Origin of the sequence: Tahibacter soli (genome assembly GCF_025717065.2) — a bacterium.
In the GTDB taxonomy this organism is placed as follows: domain Bacteria; phylum Pseudomonadota; class Gammaproteobacteria; order Xanthomonadales; family Rhodanobacteraceae; genus Tahibacter; species Tahibacter soli.
The window spans coordinates 36,217-55,454 of record NZ_JAOVZO020000017.1; the positions used below are offsets into that span (position 1 = coordinate 36,217).

At 64.4% G+C, this 19,238-nt stretch carries 11 protein-coding genes, 2 tRNA genes and 3 rRNA genes; 13 read left to right on the plus strand and 3 right to left on the minus strand.

Going from position 1 to position 19,238, the window contains the following annotated elements; genetic code table 11:
* Positions 1–23 precede the first annotated feature (23 nt).
* The gene (locus OD750_RS11425) at positions 24–674 is read left to right on the plus strand and encodes a DUF2306 domain-containing protein (RefSeq protein ID WP_263545367.1); all 651 of its coding nucleotides are present in this window, start codon (positions 24–26) and stop codon (positions 672–674) included.
* Here OD750_RS11425 and OD750_RS11430 read toward each other — a convergent pair.
* Complete coding sequence (locus tag OD750_RS11430) at positions 592–1,722, minus strand: helix-turn-helix domain-containing protein (RefSeq protein WP_263545368.1); 1,131 nt, start codon at positions 1,720–1,722, stop codon at positions 592–594. The two genes, OD750_RS11425 and OD750_RS11430, sit on opposite strands and share 83 nt — an antisense overlap.
* A gap of 225 nt (positions 1,723–1,947) precedes the next feature.
* Here OD750_RS11430 and OD750_RS11435 point away from each other — a divergent pair, with 225 nt between their 5' ends.
* From OD750_RS11435 to OD750_RS11455, 5 genes are all read left to right on the plus strand, one after another.
* The gene (locus tag OD750_RS11435) at positions 1,948–5,052 is read left to right on the plus strand and encodes an efflux RND transporter permease subunit (RefSeq protein WP_263545369.1); all 3,105 of its coding nucleotides are present in this window, start codon (positions 1,948–1,950) and stop codon (positions 5,050–5,052) included.
* A gap of 19 nt (positions 5,053–5,071) precedes the next feature.
* Complete coding sequence (locus OD750_RS11440; protein ID WP_263545370.1) at positions 5,072–6,139, plus strand: efflux RND transporter periplasmic adaptor subunit; 1,068 nt, start codon at positions 5,072–5,074, stop codon at positions 6,137–6,139.
* Between the two features lie 73 nt (positions 6,140–6,212).
* A complete protein-coding gene (locus tag OD750_RS11445) occupies positions 6,213–6,992 on the plus strand; it encodes an exodeoxyribonuclease III (protein ID WP_263545371.1) in 780 nt (259 codons plus the stop codon).
* The gene (locus OD750_RS11450; protein ID WP_425508226.1) at positions 6,989–8,347 is read left to right on the plus strand and encodes an AmpG family muropeptide MFS transporter; all 1,359 of its coding nucleotides are present in this window, start codon (positions 6,989–6,991) and stop codon (positions 8,345–8,347) included. Before OD750_RS11445 ends, OD750_RS11450 begins: the two co-directional genes overlap by 4 nt.
* A 70-nt stretch (positions 8,348–8,417) precedes the next feature.
* Complete coding sequence (locus OD750_RS11455; RefSeq protein ID WP_263545372.1) at positions 8,418–8,708, plus strand: hypothetical protein; 291 nt, start codon at positions 8,418–8,420, stop codon at positions 8,706–8,708.
* Here OD750_RS11455 and OD750_RS11460 read toward each other — a convergent pair.
* Together OD750_RS11460 and OD750_RS11465 are read right to left on the minus strand one after the other, a co-directional pair.
* Positions 8,693–9,820: an anhydro-N-acetylmuramic acid kinase gene (locus OD750_RS11460; RefSeq protein WP_263545373.1), complete on the minus strand. Its 1,128-nt coding sequence runs from the start codon at positions 9,818–9,820 to the stop codon at positions 8,693–8,695. The genes OD750_RS11455 and OD750_RS11460 overlap by 16 nt on opposite strands.
* Entirely contained in the window at positions 9,817–11,118 is a 1,302-nt protein-coding gene (locus tag OD750_RS11465) for an OapA family protein (protein ID WP_263545374.1), read from the minus strand. Before OD750_RS11465 ends, OD750_RS11460 begins: the two co-directional genes overlap by 4 nt.
* Before the next feature lie 364 nt (positions 11,119–11,482).
* On the opposite strand from OD750_RS11465, the gene tyrS reads away from it, so the two are divergent.
* The 7 genes from tyrS (at position 11,483) to OD750_RS11500 (ending at position 19,221) form a co-directional block, all read left to right on the plus strand.
* Positions 11,483–12,694, plus strand: coding sequence for a tyrosine--tRNA ligase (gene tyrS, locus OD750_RS11470; RefSeq protein WP_263545375.1), 1,212 nt, complete (start codon positions 11,483–11,485; stop codon positions 12,692–12,694).
* A 381-nt stretch (positions 12,695–13,075) separates the two neighbouring features.
* Positions 13,076–14,614: ribosomal RNA gene (locus OD750_RS11475) — 16S ribosomal RNA — on the plus strand.
* 88 nt (positions 14,615–14,702) lie between these two features.
* Positions 14,703–14,778: transfer RNA gene (locus OD750_RS11480), tRNA-Ala, on the plus strand.
* Positions 14,779–14,815: 37 nt separating this feature from the next.
* Positions 14,816–14,892: transfer RNA gene (locus OD750_RS11485), tRNA-Ile, on the plus strand.
* 183 nt (positions 14,893–15,075) lie between these two features.
* Positions 15,076–17,950 (plus strand): 23S ribosomal RNA (locus OD750_RS11490).
* Positions 17,951–18,073: 123 nt separating this feature from the next.
* Positions 18,074–18,186 (plus strand): 5S ribosomal RNA (gene rrf / locus OD750_RS11495).
* Together the 16S, 23S and 5S rRNA genes with 2 tRNA genes alongside form the textbook arrangement of a ribosomal RNA operon.
* 120 nt (positions 18,187–18,306) lie before the next feature.
* Entirely contained in the window at positions 18,307–19,221 is a 915-nt protein-coding gene (locus tag OD750_RS11500) for a heme o synthase (protein WP_263545376.1), read from the plus strand.
* Positions 19,222–19,238 lie beyond the last annotated feature (17 nt).

Here is a 19,238-nt window from a genome sequence, read left to right on the forward strand (position 1 = left end):
ATCAACGGCGAGGGAGGCGGTTCATGCACCAAGGTTTTCGGCGGCTGGCGCGCGGCGCGGCGTATCTGATCTTCGCGCTGTTATGCGGCGCGATCGCGCTGTACGCGTTCCGGTTCCTGTACGGCCCGTACCAGCTCGGCAATCCGCTGCATGCACGGTTTGCGCTGGCGGGCTGGAGCATACCGGCGCATTTCTTCTTCGGCGGCGCCGCGCTGCTGGTCGCGCCGCTGCAGATGAACGCGTGGCTGCGCGGACGCTGGCCGCGCGCGCATCGCGTCGGCGGCTGGCTGTATGCCGGCTGCGTACTGGTCGGCGGCGCCGGCGCGCTGGCGATGGCGCCGCAGGCGCAGGGCGGGTTCGTCACCGCCAGTGCGTTCACGCTGCTCGGCATCGCGTGGATCGGCACGACCGCGCTCGGCGTCGGCTACGCGGTAGCCGGCGACACGGCGCGGCACCGGCGCTGGATGTGGCGCAGCGTCGCGCTGACCGCGTCGGCGGTGACGCTGCGGCTGATCCTCGGGTTCGGGCTCGGCGTGCTGCACGCGCCGTTCATGCCGGTCTATATCGTGGCCGCTTGGGGCTGCTGGACGATCAATCTGGCACTGTGCGAATGGCTGCTGTGGCGGCATGCCGCCCGCGGTACGCACTCGGGGTCAGTCCCAGCTGCCGCTTGAACGCGGCGTTGAACGTCGACTTCGACGTGAAGCCGCAGTCGTAGGCGATGTCGAGAATCGTGCGCGCGTCGTTCGCGTCGGCGAGGCGTTCGCGCACGGCCTCGATGCGCAGCCGGTTGATGTATTCCCAGAAATTGCCGTCGCAGCGCCGGTTGATCACGGCCGAGACGAGATATTCGGGATAGCCGCTGCGCCGGGCGAGCTGGCCGATCGTGAGCGCCGGCTCGCGGTACAGCGCCTCCTGCGACATCAGTTGCGCCAGGCGCGACTCGACCGCGGCGCCGCGCGCGTCGTCGAGCGGCGCCTCGTCGAGCGATGCGGCGGGAGGCTGCGGATCGGGCGCCGGCGCGGCCGGTATCACGTTCTGGCGCAGGCTCAGGTAGCCGACGACGAACACCCAGGCGACTACCGCGCCGTAGATCAGCGGATAGTCGATCCATCGCACGCGCACGAGCCAGTGCGCGGTGGCGATGCACCAGATCACGATCTGCGAGGCGGCCATCGCGTCGATCCACCGCAGCGACATGGCGTCCGCATCGGAGCGCCGTGCGAGCAGGCCGCGCCGGTAGCGGCGTACCCGTACCAGGGCCGCGACGATGTACGACAGGCTGTAGGCGTACAGCGCGATGTCGAACCACCAGCGGTCGCCCATCGGTTCGCCGGCGGCGAGCCGCGCGAAATAGGCCTCCGTCTCCGCCTGGCTTTGCAGGAGCATGCCGGCCTTGACGACCAGCGCGAACGCGAAGCCGGCCAGATGCCTGACGTCGTGCCAGCCGACCGGGCGTGCCTGCGTCAGCACGCGCACGTAGACGTAGAAGAACGCGCCGTACAGAAAAGGGAACAGCCCGACGAAGCGATACGGCTTGAACAGCGCCGGTCCCGGCGCGTGGAAATAGGCGGCCTTGACGACGAGGTCGATGCCGATCAGCGCGATCCACACGGCCAATACGCGGTTGGCCTCGGCATTGAGCGGGCGGCGCCACAGCGCGAGCGCCAGCAGCGCGGCCTGCGACGCGCCCACGACGTAGAGGAGGCTCCAGGTATTCATGCGCCGGAGAATAGCCGCAGCGAGGCGGCCCGAGTCGTGCCGGCGCGCGGCCCGACGGCGCCATTTCGGCAACACGGCCGTTCGATTCGTCGCAGGCCGCGACCTGTTTGTCGCTAGCACGGCAACTCTTATGACCTTCGCCGCATCCCAATTCGCATAGGGCGCGCGACTCTGCGTGCCGGGCAACCCGACGCGCAGCTCGCGCGGCATTCGGGGGAGGGTGACATGAAACTGATCGAAACTTCGCTGCGCAATCCGGTGGCCGTCGGCGTAACGGTGCTGCTAGTCTGCGTGTTCGGCCTGATGAGTCTGATGGAACTGCCGCTGCAGCTGTTCCCCGACATTGAGCGGCCGCAGATTTCGATCCAGACGAACTGGCGCGCGGCATCGCCCGAAGAGGTCGAATCCGAACTCCTCGAACCGCAGGAACGCGTGCTGCAGGGCCTCGCGGGCGTCGAGCAGATCGACGGCAACGCCGGCCCCGGCGGCAGCAACATCAACCTCACGTTCGCGATCGGCACCGACATGAAAGCCGCGCTCGTCGACGTGCTGGGGCGCCTGAACCGCATTCCGCCGCTGCCGCGCGACTCCGACCGGCCGATCGTGCAGCTCGGCGCGAACGACGCGAACCAGTCGCTGACGTGGTTCTTCGTGCAGCTCCTGCCCGGCACGCCGGGACCGATCGCCGACTATCGCGACTACATCGACGCGACGGTGCGTCCGCGCATCGAATCGGTCAACGGCGTCGCCGGCGTGATCGTCAATGCCGGGCCGCCGCCTGAAGTGCGCATCACGATCGACCTCGCCAAGGCCGCGGCGATGGGGATTCCCATCACCGACATCGCCGCGCGCGCCGCGAGCGCGACCGACGTCTCGGGCGGCCAGGTCGAAGTCGGCCGGCGCCAGTACACGCTGCGCTTCACCGGCCGCTACACGCCCGAGCAGCTCGGCGAACTCGTGCTGACGTGGCGCGAAGGCCGTCCGATCAAGCTCGGCGACGTCGCGACGGTCGAAGTGCGACCGCCCGATCCGCAGTTCTTCTCGTACCAGAACGGCAACCCGGCGATCGGCCTGCAGATCCTGCGGCAGAGCGGCGCAAACGTGCTCGGCACGTTGAACGACGTGAAGAAGGTGGTCGCCGAACTGCGCGAAGGACCGCTGAAAGCGAAGGGACTCGGCATCGAGCAGTCGTTCGACGCGGGCCTCTTCATCACGCGCGCCGTGAACCTCCTGACCGAAAACCTGATCGTCGGCGCGCTGCTCGCGCTCGTGTGCGTGTGGTGGTTCATGCGCGACGGCCGCGCGACGCTGCTCATCGCCACGTCGATTCCGATCTGCCTGCTCGCCACGTTCATCGTGCTGCAGATGACCGGCCGCAGCCTCAACGTGATCTCGCTCGCCGGCCTCGCGTTCGCCGTCGGCATGGTCGTCGAAGGCGCCATTGTGGTATCCGGTAATATTATCCGTTTGAAAGAATCCGGCATGACGCCGATCGAGGCCGCGCTGGCGGGCGCCAAACAGGTGGTGCCGGCGCTGTTCGCCTCGACCGTCACGACGATCGCCGTGTTCCTGCCGGTGCTGTTCCTGAAAGACGTCGAAGGCCAGATCTTCGCCGACCTCGCGCTGACGATTTCGATCGCCGTGGCGATCTCGATCGTCGTCGCGCTGACCGTGCTGCCGGCTGCCGCGGGCGGCTGGCTGAAGGCGAAGAAGCTGTCGTCCGGCTTCGGCGACGGCTGGCCGTGGCTGACCGAGAAGATCCTGCGCATCACCGATACGCGGCCCAAGCAGCTCGGCTGGATCGCCGCATTGCTCGTGGCGCCCTTGATCCTGTGCTGGATCTTCCTGCCGCGGCTGGACTATCTGCCGCCGGTCAAGCGCGCCGCCATCGACGCGTACTTCAGCTTCCCGCCGGGCATGAGTCCCGAAGCGGTCGATCGCGAGTTCTCGGCCAAGATTCTCGAACGCATGCAGCCGTACATGAAGGGCGAGAAGCAGCCGCAGCTCAAGAACTACTACCTCCTGCTGTGGCCCGGCGGCGGCACGCTCGGCGCGCGCGTCGTCGACGAGTCGCGCATCGGCGAACTCGAAAAAATCGTGCGCGACGAAGTCGTCGTCGGTCTGCCCGACACGCGCGTCTTCACGAACGAGGGCGAGCTGTTCGGCGGCTTCGGCGGTTCGGCGCGCTCGGTGCAGATCCATCTGCAGACCGACGATACGAAGACGCTCGAACGCGTGGCCGAAGAAGGCCGCCAGCTGCTCGAAAAGACGTTCCCGGGCGCGAACGTGCAGGCGTTCCCGAACACCGACGCGACGCAGGCCGAACTGCGTGCCGTGCCGGTCGATCGTCGCATCGCCGAAGCGGGCTGGGACCGCGCGTCGCTTGGCACCGTCGTGCGCGCGGTCGGCGACGGCGCGTGGCTCGGCGAATACTTCAACGGCGAAACCCGCGTGCCGATCATCCTGCGCGCGAACGCGGGGCAGACGCCCGAACAGCTCGCCGAGGCGCCGCTCGTGACGCCGTCGGGACAGGTCGTGCCGCTCGGCGATCTGGTGCGGTTCGAAACGGTGCTCGGACCGACGCAGATCCGCCGCGTCGACCATCGCCGCACGGTGACGCTGACGGTCGATCCGCCGCCGACGCTGTCGCTCGAGGAAGCGCTCTCGACGATCGAGAAGAGCGTCGTGCCGGTGCTGCGCGACAAGCTGCCGGCGAACGGCAGCGTGCGCCTGGCCGGCAGCGCCGACCGCCTCGACCAGATCGTCGCGACGATGACGAAGAACTTCGGTCTCGCCCTGCTCGTGCTGCTGATGATCATGGCCGCGCTGTTCAAGTCGATCCGCGATGCGATGGTCGTGATGCTGACGGTGCCGCTCGCGCTGATCGGCGGCATGGTGGGTCTGCGCGTGCTCGGCCTGTTCGCGTTCCAGCCGCTCGACCTGCTCTCGATGATCGGCTTCGTCATGATGATCGGCGTGATCGTGAATCACGCGATCCTGCTGGTGGACCTCACGCGCGAAGCGCAGAACGACGGCCACACGATCGAGGACGCGATCCGCATCGGCCTGAACCAGCGCCTGCGCGCGATTCTCGCCTCGACCCTGACCGGCGCGCTCGGCGCGCTGCCGATGGCGGTCAATCCCGGCCCGGGCAGCGTGATCTATCGCGGCCTCGCGGCCGTCAACGTCGGCGGCGTCGTGATCAGCCTCGTGTTCTCGCTGGTGCTGCTGCCGAGCCTGATGCGACTGACCGTGCGCCAGAAGAAAACCCCGTCCGTGCCGCAACGCCGGCCCGACGACGCCGACGCGACGTATCCGCGCGCGGCCTGAAGCATTCGAGGACAAAACCATGAAAACGAAACTGCTCGCCCTCGCCGTCGCCGGTCTCGCGGCAACCCCGTTCGCGCTGACGCGCGCGCAGGAACAACCCAAACCGCCGCCGGCACCGCCGGCGACCGTGTCGGTCGCGCAGGCGAACGAAGTGAAGCTTTCGCCGTCGCGCTGGGTGCCCGGCAGCGTCGTCAGCCGCGACGACGCGCGCATCGCGAGCGTGGCGTCCGGCCGCGTCGTCGAGATTGCCGAAGTCGGCACCGTCGTTGCGAAGGGCGAACGCATCGCCAAGCTCGACGACACGAGCCTGCGCCTGCGCCTGGAACAGGTGCGCGCGAGCGCCGGCCGGGCCAAGGCGCAGCGCGATCTGGCGCAGACGCAGTCGACGCGCCTGGCCAAGCTCGCGCCGGGCAACGCGATCGCGCAGACGCAGCTCGACGAGGCGCGCGCGACGCTCGAGGGCGCGCAGCAGGAACTCGCGCGCGCCGACGCCGAGCGGCGCAGCATTGAACACGACGTGTCGGAAACCGAAATCCGCGCGCCGTTCGGCGGCGTCGTCACCGAGCGTTTCGCGCAGCGCGGCGAATACCTCAACACCGGCGCGCCGGTGGCGCATCTCGTCGACACGACGCACCTGGAAGCGCGCGTGCAGGCGCCGCTCGCGCTCGCGACGAAACTCGCGGCCGGCCAGGAAGTGACGCTGCGCCTGCACGGCGCGACGCAGCCGGTCAGCGTGCGCACGGTGGTGCCGGTCGGCGACGAGCGCTCGCGGCAGTTCGAATTGCGCGTGAAGCTGCCCGAAGGCGCCGCGCTCGTCGGCACGGCGATCGAAGTGGCGCTGCCGGAAACCGACGGCGCGTCGGCGCTGACGGTGCCGCGCGACGCGCTCGTGCTGCGCGAATCGCAGACCTACGTCATGCGCGTGAAGGCCGACAACACGGCCGAGCGCGTCGACGTGAAGCCGGGCGCCGCACGCGACACGCTTGTCGAAGTGACCGGTGCGCTGGCGGCCGGCGACCGCGTGGTCGTGCGCGGCGCCGAGCGGCTGAACCCGGGGCAGTCGGTGCGCGTGGTCGAACAGGGATAACGCATACACGAAGGCGCTTGGCGCGGAAGCGGCGCGCGGCTACGCTGCGCGCTTCGCCCGGGGAGTAAGCGGCATGCGCATCGTCAGTTTCAACGCCAACGGCATCCGGTCGGCGGCGAGCAAGGGCTTCTTCGACTGGCTCGCCGGCCACAAGGCCGACGTCGTGTGCCTGCAGGAGACCAAGGCGCAGGAACATCAGCTCACCGAATCGCACTTCCGGCCCGAGGGCTACCACGCGTACTTCCGCGACGCGACGACGAAGAAGGGCTACAGCGGCGTCGCGATCTATTCGCGCAGGAAACCCGACGAAGTGCGCACCGCGCTCGGCTGGGCGCCGTTCGACGAGGAAGGTCGCTACATCGAAGCGCGCTTCGGCAATCTCTCGGTCGTGTCGCTGTACGTGCCGTCGGGCTCGTCGGGCGACGAGCGCCAGGCGTTCAAGTTCGACGTGATGAAATGGATCACGCCGATCTTCGACGAATGGCTCGCGAGCGGTCGCGATTATGTACTTTGCGGCGATTGGAACATCGTACACACGAAGAACGACATCAAGAACTGGACGTCGAACCAGAAGAATTCGGGCTGCCTGCCGCAAGAGCGCGCATGGCTCGACGAGCTGTTTCTGAAGCGCGGCTGGGTCGACAGCTTCCGCTGCATCAAGCCCGAGGCGGTCGAATACACGTGGTGGTCGAACCGCGGCCAGGCGCGCGCGAACGACGTGGGTTGGCGCATCGACTATCAGGTGGTCACGCCGTCGCTCAAGGACAAGCTCAAGAGCTGCGAGATCCTGCGCGATCCGCGCTTCTCCGACCACGCGCCGTACACGGTCGACTACGCGTTGCCGACGAAGTGAACGATCCCGCCGCCGTCAAGGCGCCGAATGCGCTGCGCCGCATCGCCGAGGCGTTCGCGCAGCCGTCGGCGCTCGTCATGTTCGTGTTCGGCTTCGGCTCCGGACTGCCGTTCCTGCTCGTCGGCTACAGCCTGTCGATCTGGCTGCGCGAGGTGGGCCTCGACCTCGGCTCGATCGGCCTCGTCAGCTACATCAGCCTGCTGTACACGCTCAAATTCCTGTGGGCGCCCGCACTCGACCGCTGGGCGCCGCCGCTGCCGCTCGGCCAGCGCCGCGGCTGGCTCGTCGTGTCGCAGGTCGGCGTCGCGGCCGGCCTCTTCGCGATGGGCGCCTACGGGCCGCAGGTCGCCGCGCTCGCGCCGTTCCTGTGCCTGATGGCGCTCGTCGCTTTCGCCGGCGCGACGCAGGACGCGGTCGTCGACGCCTACCGCATCGAAATCACGACGCCCGAAGCGCAAGGCGCGCTCGCCGCGACGTACATGTTCGGCTATCGCATGGGTCTCATCGTCGGCGGCGCCGGCGTGCTGTACGTCGCCGACGGCCTGGGCTGGTCGAACGCGTACTATGCGATGGGCGCGCTGATGCTCGTGCCGGTCGCGACGACCCTGTTTGCGCGCGAACCGACGCGCGAGCGTCCACGCGACGCGGCGACGCCGGAACACACGCCCGCGATGGAAGCGTTCATCGCGCCGCTGACGTCGCGGCTGCCGGCGAGTCGCGGCGTGCTGCTGTCGCGCTTCGTCGCGCCGCTGGTCGAGTTCCTGCAGCGCAACGGGCCGCTGCTCGCGATCGCGCTGCTCGTGTTCGTCGGCCTGTTCAAGCTGCCGGACCAGATGCTCGGCGTGATCACCGGGCCGTTCTATCGCGACTCAGGATTCAGCAAAAGCGAAATAGCCACAGTTGCCAAACTGTACGGCGTCTGGATCGGCCTTGCCGGAACGTTCGCCGGGGGCGTCGCGATCGCCGCGTTCGGCGTGCGGCGGACGATACTGCCGGCCGCGCTCGCTGTCGCGCTGTCGAACCTGTTGTTCATCCTGATGGCCGTGTATCCGGGCCAGGAATGGAGTTTCATCGCCGCGATCTCCGGCGACAACTTCGCGCAGGGCTTCGCCGGCACGGTGCTCGTCGCGTTCATGTCGGTGCTCGTGAGCCGCCACTACACCGCGACCCAGTACGCGCTGCTCTCGTCGCTCGCGAACATGCCGGGCAAGCTGATCGGCGGCATGTCGGGCTTCATGGTGCAGGCGTGGTCGTACACCGGCTTCTTCGCGTTCAGCGCGATCTCGATCGTGCCGACGCTGCTGTTGCTGTGGTGGCTGTCGCGCCGGCCCGAATGGCGCGACGAACCCGGCTGAAATCGTCGCCGCTTGCTGCGAGAATGTCCCGTACAGGGGCATGCCAACCGTAAGCGTAAAGGCGGAGAACGTGCCGGATATTCTTGTACGCCACATCGACGACGTCCTGGCCGAAAGGATCAAGGACATCGCGCGCGAACACCAATGGTCGATCAACGAGGCCATTCTGCACGCGTTGCGGCGCGGGGTCGGCCTTGCCGGCGACGATCTCATGCGGCGCGAGCTGCACGACATCGCGATGCTCGGCGGCACGTGGGAGACGACCGAAACCGCCGCGTTCCGTGCCGCGCTCGAAGCGTTCGAGCGCGTGTCCGGCCGCCCGCTGTTCGAGCACGACGAGGCGAATCAGGATCCGAAGTAGATCGCGCCGAGCACGCGGTCGCCGCGCGAACCGGTAACGCTCGGCAGATTGCCGGGCAGATGGGCCAGGCGCCGCTGCGCGAGCCACGCGAACGCGGTGGCTTCGACGAAGTCGGGATCGACGCCGTACTGCGCGGTGCTGGCGACCGGCACCGGCGCGAGGGCGCTTGCGAGCGCTTCGAGCAGCGCACCGTTGTGGACGCCGCCGCCGCAGGCGAGCACCTCGGCGACGTCGGCCGCATCGCGGCGTATCGCCATAGCGATGCTGCGCGCGGTGAGTTCGAGCAAGGTGGCCTGCACGTCGGCCGGCGCGAGCGACGTGCCCGCGAGATGGCGATCGAGCCAGTCGACGTTGAACACTTCGCGACCGCTGCTCTTGGGGCCTTCCTGCGCGAAATACGGCTCGCGCAGCAGGTGCGCGAGCAGCGCGGCGTCGGCCGTGCCGGTGCGCGCCCAAGCGCCGCCTTCGTCGCGCGCCGTGCCGCGATGACGCTGCGCCCACGCATCGAGCAGGCAGTTCGCCGGGCCCGTGTCGTAGCCGAGCACCGCGCCGTTCGCTGCGCCCGGCAGAATCGTGATGTTGGCGATGCCGCCGAGATTGAGCACGACGCGCGTGCGCGCCGGCTGCGCGAAGATCACCGCGTGAAAGCCGGGCAGCAGCGGGGCGGCCTGACCGCCCGCGGCGATGTCGCGGCGGCGGAAATCTCCGACGGTGGTGATGCCCGTGCGCTCGGCGATGACGTTCGGATCGCCGATCTGCATCGTGTACGGCGCGGCGTCGAAAGGGCGATGACGCACCGTCTGGCCGTGCGATCCGAGCGCGCGGATGCGCGTCGGCGCGATGCCCGCCTGATCGAGCAGCGCGAGCGCCGCGTCGGCGAACGCGTGGCCCAGCGCGGTGTCGAGGCTGCCGATCTCGTCGAGGCTGACGTCGGCGCGGTCGCGAGCGAGCGCCAGCACGCGGCGGCGCAGGTCGGCCGGATACGGGGCGGCGAGGCTCGCGACGACGCGCGGCGCGGATTCGAAGCTCGCCAGCGCGACGTCGATGGCGTCGGCGCTGGTGCCGGAAATGAGGCCGAGATACAGCGCGGCGTCGCCGCGCGTATCGCTCATTGCGCCTTGGCCAGACGCGTGCCTTCGTACAGCTTCAGGCGCGCGAGCAGCGGCGTCGTCAGCGAACGGAACGTCGCAAGCTCGGTGCCCGGCAGCGGTTCGGGCTTGGGCAGCGTCACGGTCAGCGGATCGCGATGCTGGCCGTCGAGGCGGAATTCGTAGTGCAGATGCGGGCCGCTCGCGAGGCCGGTCATGCCGACGTAGCCGATCAGCTGGCCCTGGTTGACGTGCTGGCCCTGCTTGACGTTGCCGAAGCGCGACATGTGGCCGTACAGCGTGCTGTAGCGACCGCCGTGCTGCAGGATCACGACGTTGCCGTAGCCGTTCTGCACGCCGCGGAACAGCACCTTGCCGTCGCCTGCCGCGTAGATCGGCGTGCCCGACGGCGCGGCGTAGTCGACGCCGCGATGCGCGCGCATCTTGCCGAGGATCGGATGCATGCGGCCCGACGTGAAGCGCGAAGAGATGCGCGTGAACTCGACCGGCGTGCGCAGGAACGACGTGCGCAGCGGGCGGCCGTCCTCGCTGTAGAACGACACGGTGCCGTCGGCGCTTTCGTAGCGGAATGCGGTAAAGCGCTTGCCGGCGTTGATGAACGTCGCGGCGATGATGTCGCCGTCGCGCAGGCGCTCGCCTTCGCGGTAGACGTCGTTGTAGATCACGGTGAAGCTGTCGCCTTCACGCAGGTCCTGCGCGAAGTCGATGTCGTAGCCGAACGCCTGCGCGAGTTTCAGCGTCATCGCGTCGGTCATGCCGGCCGAATCGCCCGCTTCGAACAGCGAGCTCGTGATCGTGCCGTGCGCGACGTGCACGCGCCGCTCGAGTTCGCGCTCGACGATTTCGCTGCGCACCTCTTTGTTGTCGACCGCGAGTACGACGCGCGTCTTGTCGTCGCGATCGAAGCGCAGGGCGGTCAGGCGGCCTTCGGCGCTCTTGAACGCGAACTCGTCGCCCGGATGGATGCGGCGGAAGGCGCCGTTGTCGACCTTCGCGTCGACGACGCGCTGCAGATCGGTCGGCGACAGGCCCAGCTCATGGAAGATGTCGGCGAGCGACTGGCCGGCGCGCACGCGCACGATCTTCCAGTCGTCGGCCGCACCGCCCGGGAGCATGCCGGCACCGGCAAGACCTGCGGTCGCCTGATCGGCCGCGCTGGTCTGGTCGGCCGACAGGCTCGGCAGCGGCAGTTCCAGCGTGGTCAGCGGCGTGGCGACGGGGTCGTGGCGCATCGCGTTCGCGAACGTCGGCATGACGAGGCCGGCGATCACGGTCAGCGCGACGACGACGCTTGCGAGCACCCAATGCTCGCGGCGCCAGGAAATCGGAGAGATCGAAACGTTCTGCGCGAACGCCCAGCTTCGATACTTTGAATAAAACTGAAAATGTTTGCGCAAGGCGCGACGCCGGATGGCCAGACGGCGGCTGGCGCGACGGACGGATGAGTGCGGGGCTGGGGTCTCGGTCACGGGTCGCTATCCGGTCAAACGGCCCGTACCATAACTGCGTGTTTCAAACCTCGTCAACGCCAATAACCACAAGGGTTTGCGCTACGTTACGGGGTTAACGAATAATTAACCGCGTTCACCCTTTTCGCCCGACCAACCGCGCGGTCAGTCCGATCGCCGGCTAAGCTGTCGGGTCAATGTTTCGTCGAGGATCATCATGAGCCAGTTGCAGGAGTCGCTCGACCTCATCGGTCGCGGCGCAGAGGAAATCATCAAGCACGAAGACCTGGAATCGCGGTTGAAGCTCGGCCGGCCGATGCGCATCAAGGCCGGCTTCGACCCGACGGCGCCGGACCTGCACCTCGGCCATACCGTGCTGCTCAACAAGATGCGGCAGTTCCAGGATCTCGGCCACCAGGTCATTTTCCTGATCGGCGATTTCACCGGCATGATCGGCGACCCGACCGGCAAGAACGTCACGCGCAAGCCGCTCAGCCGCGCGGACATCGAAGCGAATGCGGCGACGTACGCCGACCAGGTGTTCAAGGTGCTCGATCGCGCCAGGACCGAAGTGCGCTTCAATTCCGAGTGGTTCGGACCGATGAGCGCCGCCGACATGATCAAGCTCGCGGCCAAGCACACGGTCGCGCGCATGCTCGAGCGCGACGACTTCCAGAAGCGCTACACGAACCAGCAGCCGATCGCGATCCACGAATTTCTGTATCCGCTGGTGCAGGGCTACGACTCCGTCGCGCTCAAGGCCGACGTGGAGCTCGGCGGCACCGACCAGAAGTTCAACCTGCTCGTCGGCCGCCAGCTGCAGGAAGAGGCCGGACAACTGCCGCAGATCGTTCTGACGATGCCGCTGCTGGAAGGCACCGACGGCGTCAACAAGATGTCGAAGTCGCTCGGCAACTACATCGGCATCAACGAGCCGCCGAACGAGATCTTCGGCAAGGTGATGCGCCTGTCGGACGATCTCATGTGGCGCTACTTCGAGCTGCTGTCGTTCGACAAGTCGCTCGCGCAGCTCAAGACCATGCGTGAAGCGGTCGCGGCCGGGCAGGTCAATCCGCGCGACTACAAGATGCAGCTCGCGGTGGAGCTGACCGCGCGCTTCCACGGCGCGGGTGCCGGCGAGGCGGCGGTCAAGCACTGGAACGACGTCGTACAGGGCGGTGGCGTGCCGCAGGATCTCGTCACGACCGATATCGCGGTGCCGGCCGACGGCTTGCGCATCGGTGCGCTGCTGAAGGCGGCGGGTCTTGCGCCGAGCACGTCGGAGGCGATGCGCAAGCTCAACGAGCGCGCGGTGCGCGTGGACGGCAACGTGGTCGAAGACCGCGAACTGACGTTCCATGCGGGCGCCGAGCACCTGCTGCAGCTGGGCAAGCGCGGCTACGCGAAGGTGCGTCTGATCGCGCCGTAGAAAAAAGTTTTGCGGAGGGGGTTGCCAACTCGGAATTCGATGTTAGAGTTCGCGCCCCTTCGCTGAGACGGCAACGTTGAGGCGGCGGGGAGGGGCAGGAAGCCCTGGGTTGGCGTCTGGGTTCGGTGGAAAAAAGATCGAATTTGGGTGTTGACGGAAACGAAAAGGGATGTAAGATAGCGGGCTCGGTTGAACGAAATGTTCGCCGCCGCGGGGCCGGAAGGTTCCGCACCGCAACGAGATCTTTGACAGTGTGCGCAGGTGACTTGCGTGGGCGCCTTGGGTGGACGTAGTCCATCGATACACAAGGCGTCCGAAAAGCAAGCATGCATATGCAAGCTAGATGGACCCTGAGATAAGTTTGACGTAAGTCAGAAGATCTAACTGAAGAGTTTGATCCTGGCTCAGAGTGAACGCTGGCGGCAGGCCTAACACATGCAAGTCGAGCGGCAGCGCGGGGGCAACCCTGGCGGCGAGCGGCGGACGGGTGAGGAATGCATCGGAATCTACCCTGTCGTGGGGGATAACGTAGGGAAACTTACGCTAATACCGCATACGACCGAGAGGTGAAAGTGGGGGACCGCAAGGCCTCACGCGATTGGATGAGCCGATGCCGGATTAGCTAGTTGGTGGGGTAAAGGCCCACCAAGGCGACGATCCGTAGCTGGTCTGAGAGGATGATCAGCCACACTGGGACTGAGACACGGCCCAGACTCCTACGGGAGGCAGCAGTGGGGAATATTGGACAATGGGCGCAAGCCTGATCCAGCCATGCCGCGTGTGTGAAGAAGGCCTTCGGGTTGTAAAGCACTTTTGTTCGGGAAGAAATCAGTTCGGCTAATACCTGGGCTGGATGACGGTACCGAAAGAATAAGCACCGGCTAACTTCGTGCCAGCAGCCGCGGTAATACGAAGGGTGCAAGCGTTACTCGGAATCACTGGGCGTAAAGCGTGCGTAGGCGGTTAGTTAAGTCTGCTGTGAAAGCCCTGGGCTCAACCTGGGAACTGCAGTGGATACTGGCTGGCTAGAGTGTGATAGAGGATGGTGGAATTCCCGGTGTAGCGGTGAAATGCGTAGAGATCGGGAGGAACACCAGTGGCGAAGGCGGCCATCTGGATCAACACTGACGCTGAGGCACGAAAGCGTGGGGAGCAAACAGGATTAGATACCCTGGTAGTCCACGCCCTAAACGATGCGAACTGGACGTTGGTTGCAACTTGGCAATCAGTGTCGAAGCTAACGCGTTAAGTTCGCCGCCTGGGGAGTACGGTCGCAAGACTGAAACTCAAAGGAATTGACGGGGGCCCGCACAAGCGGTGGAGTATGTGGTTTAATTCGATGCAACGCGAAGAACCTTACCTGGCCTTGACATCCACGGAACTTTCCAGAGATGGATTGGTGCCTTCGGGAACCGTGAGACAGGTGCTGCATGGCTGTCGTCAGCTCGTGTCGTGAGATGTTGGGTTAAGTCCCGCAACGAGCGCAACCCTTGTCCTTAGTTGCCAGCACGTAAAGGTGGGAACTCTAAGGAGACTGCCGGTGACAAACCGGAGGAAGGTGGGGATGACGTCAAGTCATCATGGCCCTTACGGCCAGGGCTACACACGTACTACAATGGTCGGTACAGAGGGTTGCGAAGCCGCGAGGTGAAGCCAATCCCAGAAAACCGATCCCAGTCCGGATCGGAGTCTGCAACTCGACTCCGTGAAGTCGGAATCGCTAGTAATCGCGAATCAGCAATGTCGCGGTGAATACGTTCCCGGGCCTTGTACACACCGCCCGTCACACCATGGGAGTTGGTTGCTCCAGAAGTAGGTAGTCTAACCGCAAGGGGGACGCTTACCACGGAGTGGTCAATGACTGGGGTGAAGTCGTAACAAGGTAGCCGTATCGGAAGGTGCGGCTGGATCACCTCCTTTCGAGAACGACGAAGCCCATACCAAGGCGTCCACACAAGGCACCTGCATCCAGAATAAGAGCCCGACGAGAGTCGGGGCTCCGTTAGACGGGGCTGTAGCTCAGCTGGGAGAGCACCTGCTTTGCAAGCAGGGGGTCACCGGTTCGATCCCGGTCAGCTCCACCAACCAGCGAACGGCGCGCGAGCGTCGACTAAGACATTTGGGTCTGTAGCTCAGGTGGTTAGAGCGCACCCCTGATAAGGGTGAGGTCGGTGGTTCGAGTCCTCCCAGACCCACCATTCTGGATGTAACTGCGCACACGAATTTAAAGCAACGCGACGTTGAGGTCGCGGTGCGTTCTTTGACAACTTGGGATGTGAACAAGCGTTTGGGACTCAGTCGAGTCACCAAGACGTGTCGTTGAGGCAAGTAGGCGAAATATCCAGGAGTTTGATCGATTCCGAGGCAACTTGGAGTTATATGGTCAAGCGACTAAGCGCATACGGTGGATGCCTTGGCAGTCAGAGGCGATGAAGGACGTGGCAGCCTGCGAAAAGCATCGGGGAGTTGGCAGCAGACATTGATCCGATGATGTCCGAATGGGGAAACCCACTCAGCAATGAGTATCCTCACCTGAATATATAGGGTGAGGAGGCGAACCCAGGGAACTGAAATATCTCAGTACCTGGAGGAAAAGAAATCAACCGAGATTCCCCAAGTAGTGACGAGCGAACGGGGAACAGCCCATAAGCACACGATGTTCTAGCGGAACAGTCTGGAAAGGCTGGCCATAGAAGGTGATAGCCCGGTACGCGAAAGGGCATCGTGGGTGAAATTGAGTAAGGCGGGGCACGTGAAACCCTGTCTGAACATGGGGGGACCATCCTCCAAGGCTAAATACTCCTGACTGACCGATAGCGAACTAGTACCGTGAGGGAAAGGCGAAAAGAACCCTGGTGAAGGGAGTGAAATAGAACCTGAAACCGTATGCGTACAAGCAGTGGAAGCCCGCAAGGGTGACTGCGTACCTTTTGTATAATGGGTCAGCGACTTACATTTTGTGGCGAGCTTAACCGTCTAGGGTAGGCGAAGGGAAACCGAGTCTGAATAGGGCGCATAGTCGCAAGGTGTAGACCCGAAACCGGGTGATCTAGCCATGACCAGGGTGAAGGTCCGGTAACACGGACTGGAGGCCCGAACCCACTCCCGTTGCAAAGGTAGGGGATGAGTTGTGGCTAGGAGTGAAAAGCTAATCGAACCCGGAGATAGCTGGTTCTCCTCGAAAGCTATTTAGGTAGCGCCTCACGTATCACTGCTGGGGGTAGAGCACTGTTATGGCTAGGGGGTCATTGAGACTTACCAAACCATTGCAAACTCCGAATACCAGCAAGTGTCAGCGTGGGAGACACACGGCGGGTGCTAACGTCCGTCGTGAAAAGGGAAACAACCCAGACCCGCAGCTAAGGTCCCAAAATCATCGCTCAGTGGAAAACGATGTGGGAAGGCATAGACAGCCAGGAGGTTGGCTTAGAAGCAGCCACCCTTTAAAGAAAGCGTAATAGCTCACTGGTCGAGTCGGCCTGCGCGGAAGATTTAACGGGGCTAAGCGATGTACCGAAGCTCGGGGTTTACTCGCAAGAGTAAGCGGTAGAGGAGCGTTCCGTAAGCCTGCGAAGGTGGATCGTAAGGTCTGCTGGAGGTATCGGAAGTGCGAATGCTGACATGAGTAACGATAAGGGGGGTGAAAAGCCTCCCCGCCGAAAGCCCAAGGTTTCCTCGCGCAACGTTCATCGGCGCAGGGTGAGTCGGTCCCTAAGGCGAGGCTGAAAAGCGTAGTCGATGGGAAGCCGGTTAATATTCCGGCACCTGACTGTAGTGCGATGGGGGGACGGAGAAGGCTAGGTGTACCGGGCGTTGGTTGTCCCGGGGAAAGGCGGTAGGCGTTGAGAGTAGGCAAATCCGCTCTCATTTACGCCGAGCACCGAGACGAGCTCTTTGAGCGAAGTCACTGACGCCACGCTTCCAGGAAAATCCTCTAAGCTTCAGCTACGGTCAGACCGTACCGTAATCCGACACAGGTAGGCAGGGTGAGAATCCCAAGGCGCTTGAGAGAACTCGGGTGAAGGAACTAGGCAACATAGCACCGTAACTTCGGGAGAAGGTGCGCCCAGAACTGTGGCAACACGCGTTGCTGAGCAGTTTTGGGCCGCAGTGACCAGGCCGCTGCGACTGTTTATCAAAAACACAGCACTCTGCAAACACGTAAGTGGACGTATAGGGTGTGACGCCTGCCCGGTGCTGGAAGGTTAATTGATGGGGTCAGCCGCAAGGCGAAGCTCTTGATCGAAGCCCCAGTAAACGGCGGCCGTAACTATAACGGTCCTAAGGTAGCGAAATTCCTTGTCGGGTAAGTTCCGACCTGCACGAATGGCGTAACGACAGCGGCGCTGTCTCCACCCGAGACTCAGTGAAATTGAAATCGCTGTGAAGATGCAGCGTTCCCGCGGCAAGACGGAAAGACCCCGTGAACCTTTACTATAGCTTTACACTGAACGTTGAGTTCGTCTGTGTAGGATAGGTGGGAGGCTTTGAAGTGCCGGCGCTAGCTGGCATGGAGCCAACGTTGAAATACCACCCTGATGTGCTTGACGTTCTAACCTGGATCCGTAATCCGGATCGGGGACCGTGTATGGTGGGTAGTTTGACTGGGGCGGTCTCCTCCCAAAGAGTAACGGAGGAGCTCGAAGGTACGCTCAGCGCGGTCGGACATCGCGCACTGTGTGCAAAGGCATAAGCGTGCTTGACTGCAAGATCGACGGATCAAGCAGGTACGAAAGTAGGACTTAGTGATCCGGTGGTTCTGTATGGAAGGGCCATCGCTCAACGGATAAAAGGTACTCCGGGGATAACAGGCTGATACCGCCCAAGAGTTCATATCGACGGCGGTGTTTGGCACCTCGATGTCGGCTCATCACATCCTGGGGCTGTAGTCGGTCCCAAGGGTATGGCTGTTCGCCATTTAAAGTGGTACGCGAGCTGGGTTCAGAACGTCGTGAGACAGTTCGGTCCCTATCTGTCGTGGGCGTTGGAGATTTGAGAGGGGCTGCTCCTAGTACGAGAGGACCGGAGTGGACGTATCTCTGGTGTTCCGGTTGTCACGCCAGTGGCACTGCCGGGTAGCTATATACGGAAGCGATAACCGCTGAAAGCATCTAAGCGGGAAGCGCGCCTCAAGATGAGATCTCCCGGAGCTCAAGCTCCCTGAAGGACCCAGGTAGACTACCTGGTTGATAGGTCGGGTGTGTATCGCAGTAATGCCGAGCTAACCGATACTAATGATCCGTGCGGCTTGATCATATAACTCCAAGCTGCTTCGCTTCGTCTCAACTACACGTCGAGACTGCGATCCCAACTCTGTTCACATCCCAAGTCCCAATGCCGGGCAGTGCGCTTCTTTTACGGCGCAAGCCCCAACGTCTCCCTGGCGGCCATAGCGGTTTGGTACCACCCGATCCCTTCTCGAACTCGGAAGTGAAACGAACCCGCGCCGATGGTAGTGTGCATCCGCATGCAAGAGTAGGTCACTGCCAGGGCCTTACAACTACAAGGCGCTCTCCATCGGAGAGCGCCTTGTGCTTTTATGGCTTCTCGAATATCCAGAGCGCGGCGAGCAGCGGCTCGGCGCTCCGGCCCTTGCACATCGACGCCGCAGCTTGCAGGCTACGCAATCCATGTCGACCTCCTCCCTGCGCCAATACCTCGAGCTGACCAAGCCGCGCGTCGTCGCGCTGATCGTGTTCACCGCGATCATCGGCATGTTTCTCGCGGTGCCCGGTTGGCCGCCCCTCGTTCCGGCGATCGCCGGCAGTGTCGGCATCTGGCTCGCCGCGGGGTCGGCAGCGGCGATCAACCATCTGATCGACCAGCGCATCGACCGTGTCATGGCGCGCACGGCGCATCGTCCGCTGGCAACCGGTGCGCTGACGCCCCGCCAGGTGCTCGTGTTCGCGATCGTGCTCGGCGTCGTGTCGATGGCGATGCTCGTCGTCTGGGTCAACTGGCTGACCGCCGTGCTGACGTTCGCGTCGCTGATCGGCTACGCGATCGTGTACACCGCGTATCTCAAGCGCGCGACGCCGCAGAACATCGTGATCGGCGGTGCCGCCGGCGCGGCGCCGCCGGTACTCGGCTGGGCCGCGGTGACCGGCGAAGTGCACCCGTACGCGTTGCTGCTGTTCCTGATCATCTTCGTGTGGACGCCGCCGCATTTCTGGGCGCTCGCGATCTTCCGCCGCGACGACTACTCGCGCGCCCAGGTTCCGATGCTGCCGGTGACCCACGGCGTCGAGTACACGCGCTGGCACGTGCTGTATTACACCGTGCTGCTGCTCGTGGTCACCGTGCTGCCGTGGCTCACCGGCATGACGGGCCTGTTCTATCTCGGCGGCGCGCTCGTGCTCGGCGCGGTGTTTCTGTACTACGCGATCGTCCTGCTCAACCCGCCGGACGAGTTCTTCGCGATGAAGGTGTTCAACTATTCCATCGTATACCTGATGGCGTTGTTCGCGTTCCTGCTCGCCGATCACTATCTCGCGACGCCGACGCTGCGCGCGTTCGTCGTCGCCTGAGCCGGCCGCGCGGAGCG

Coding starts and splice junctions, on each gene's coding strand:
- OD750_RS11435 (WP_263545369.1), top strand. CDS start 1,948: ATGAAACTGATCGAAACTTCGCTGCGCAATCCGGTGGCCGTCGGCGTA.
- OD750_RS11425 (WP_263545367.1), top strand. CDS start 24: ATGCACCAAGGTTTTCGGCGGCTGGCGCGCGGCGCGGCGTATCTGATC.
- OD750_RS11445 (WP_263545371.1), top strand. CDS start 6,213: ATGCGCATCGTCAGTTTCAACGCCAACGGCATCCGGTCGGCGGCGAGC.
- OD750_RS11460 (WP_263545373.1), bottom strand. CDS start 9,820: ATGAGCGATACGCGCGGCGACGCCGCGCTGTATCTCGGCCTCATTTCC.
- OD750_RS11430 (WP_263545368.1), bottom strand. CDS start 1,722: ATGAATACCTGGAGCCTCCTCTACGTCGTGGGCGCGTCGCAGGCCGCG.
- OD750_RS11440 (WP_263545370.1), top strand. CDS start 5,072: ATGAAAACGAAACTGCTCGCCCTCGCCGTCGCCGGTCTCGCGGCAACC.
- tyrS (WP_263545375.1), top strand. CDS start 11,483: ATGAGCCAGTTGCAGGAGTCGCTCGACCTCATCGGTCGCGGCGCAGAG.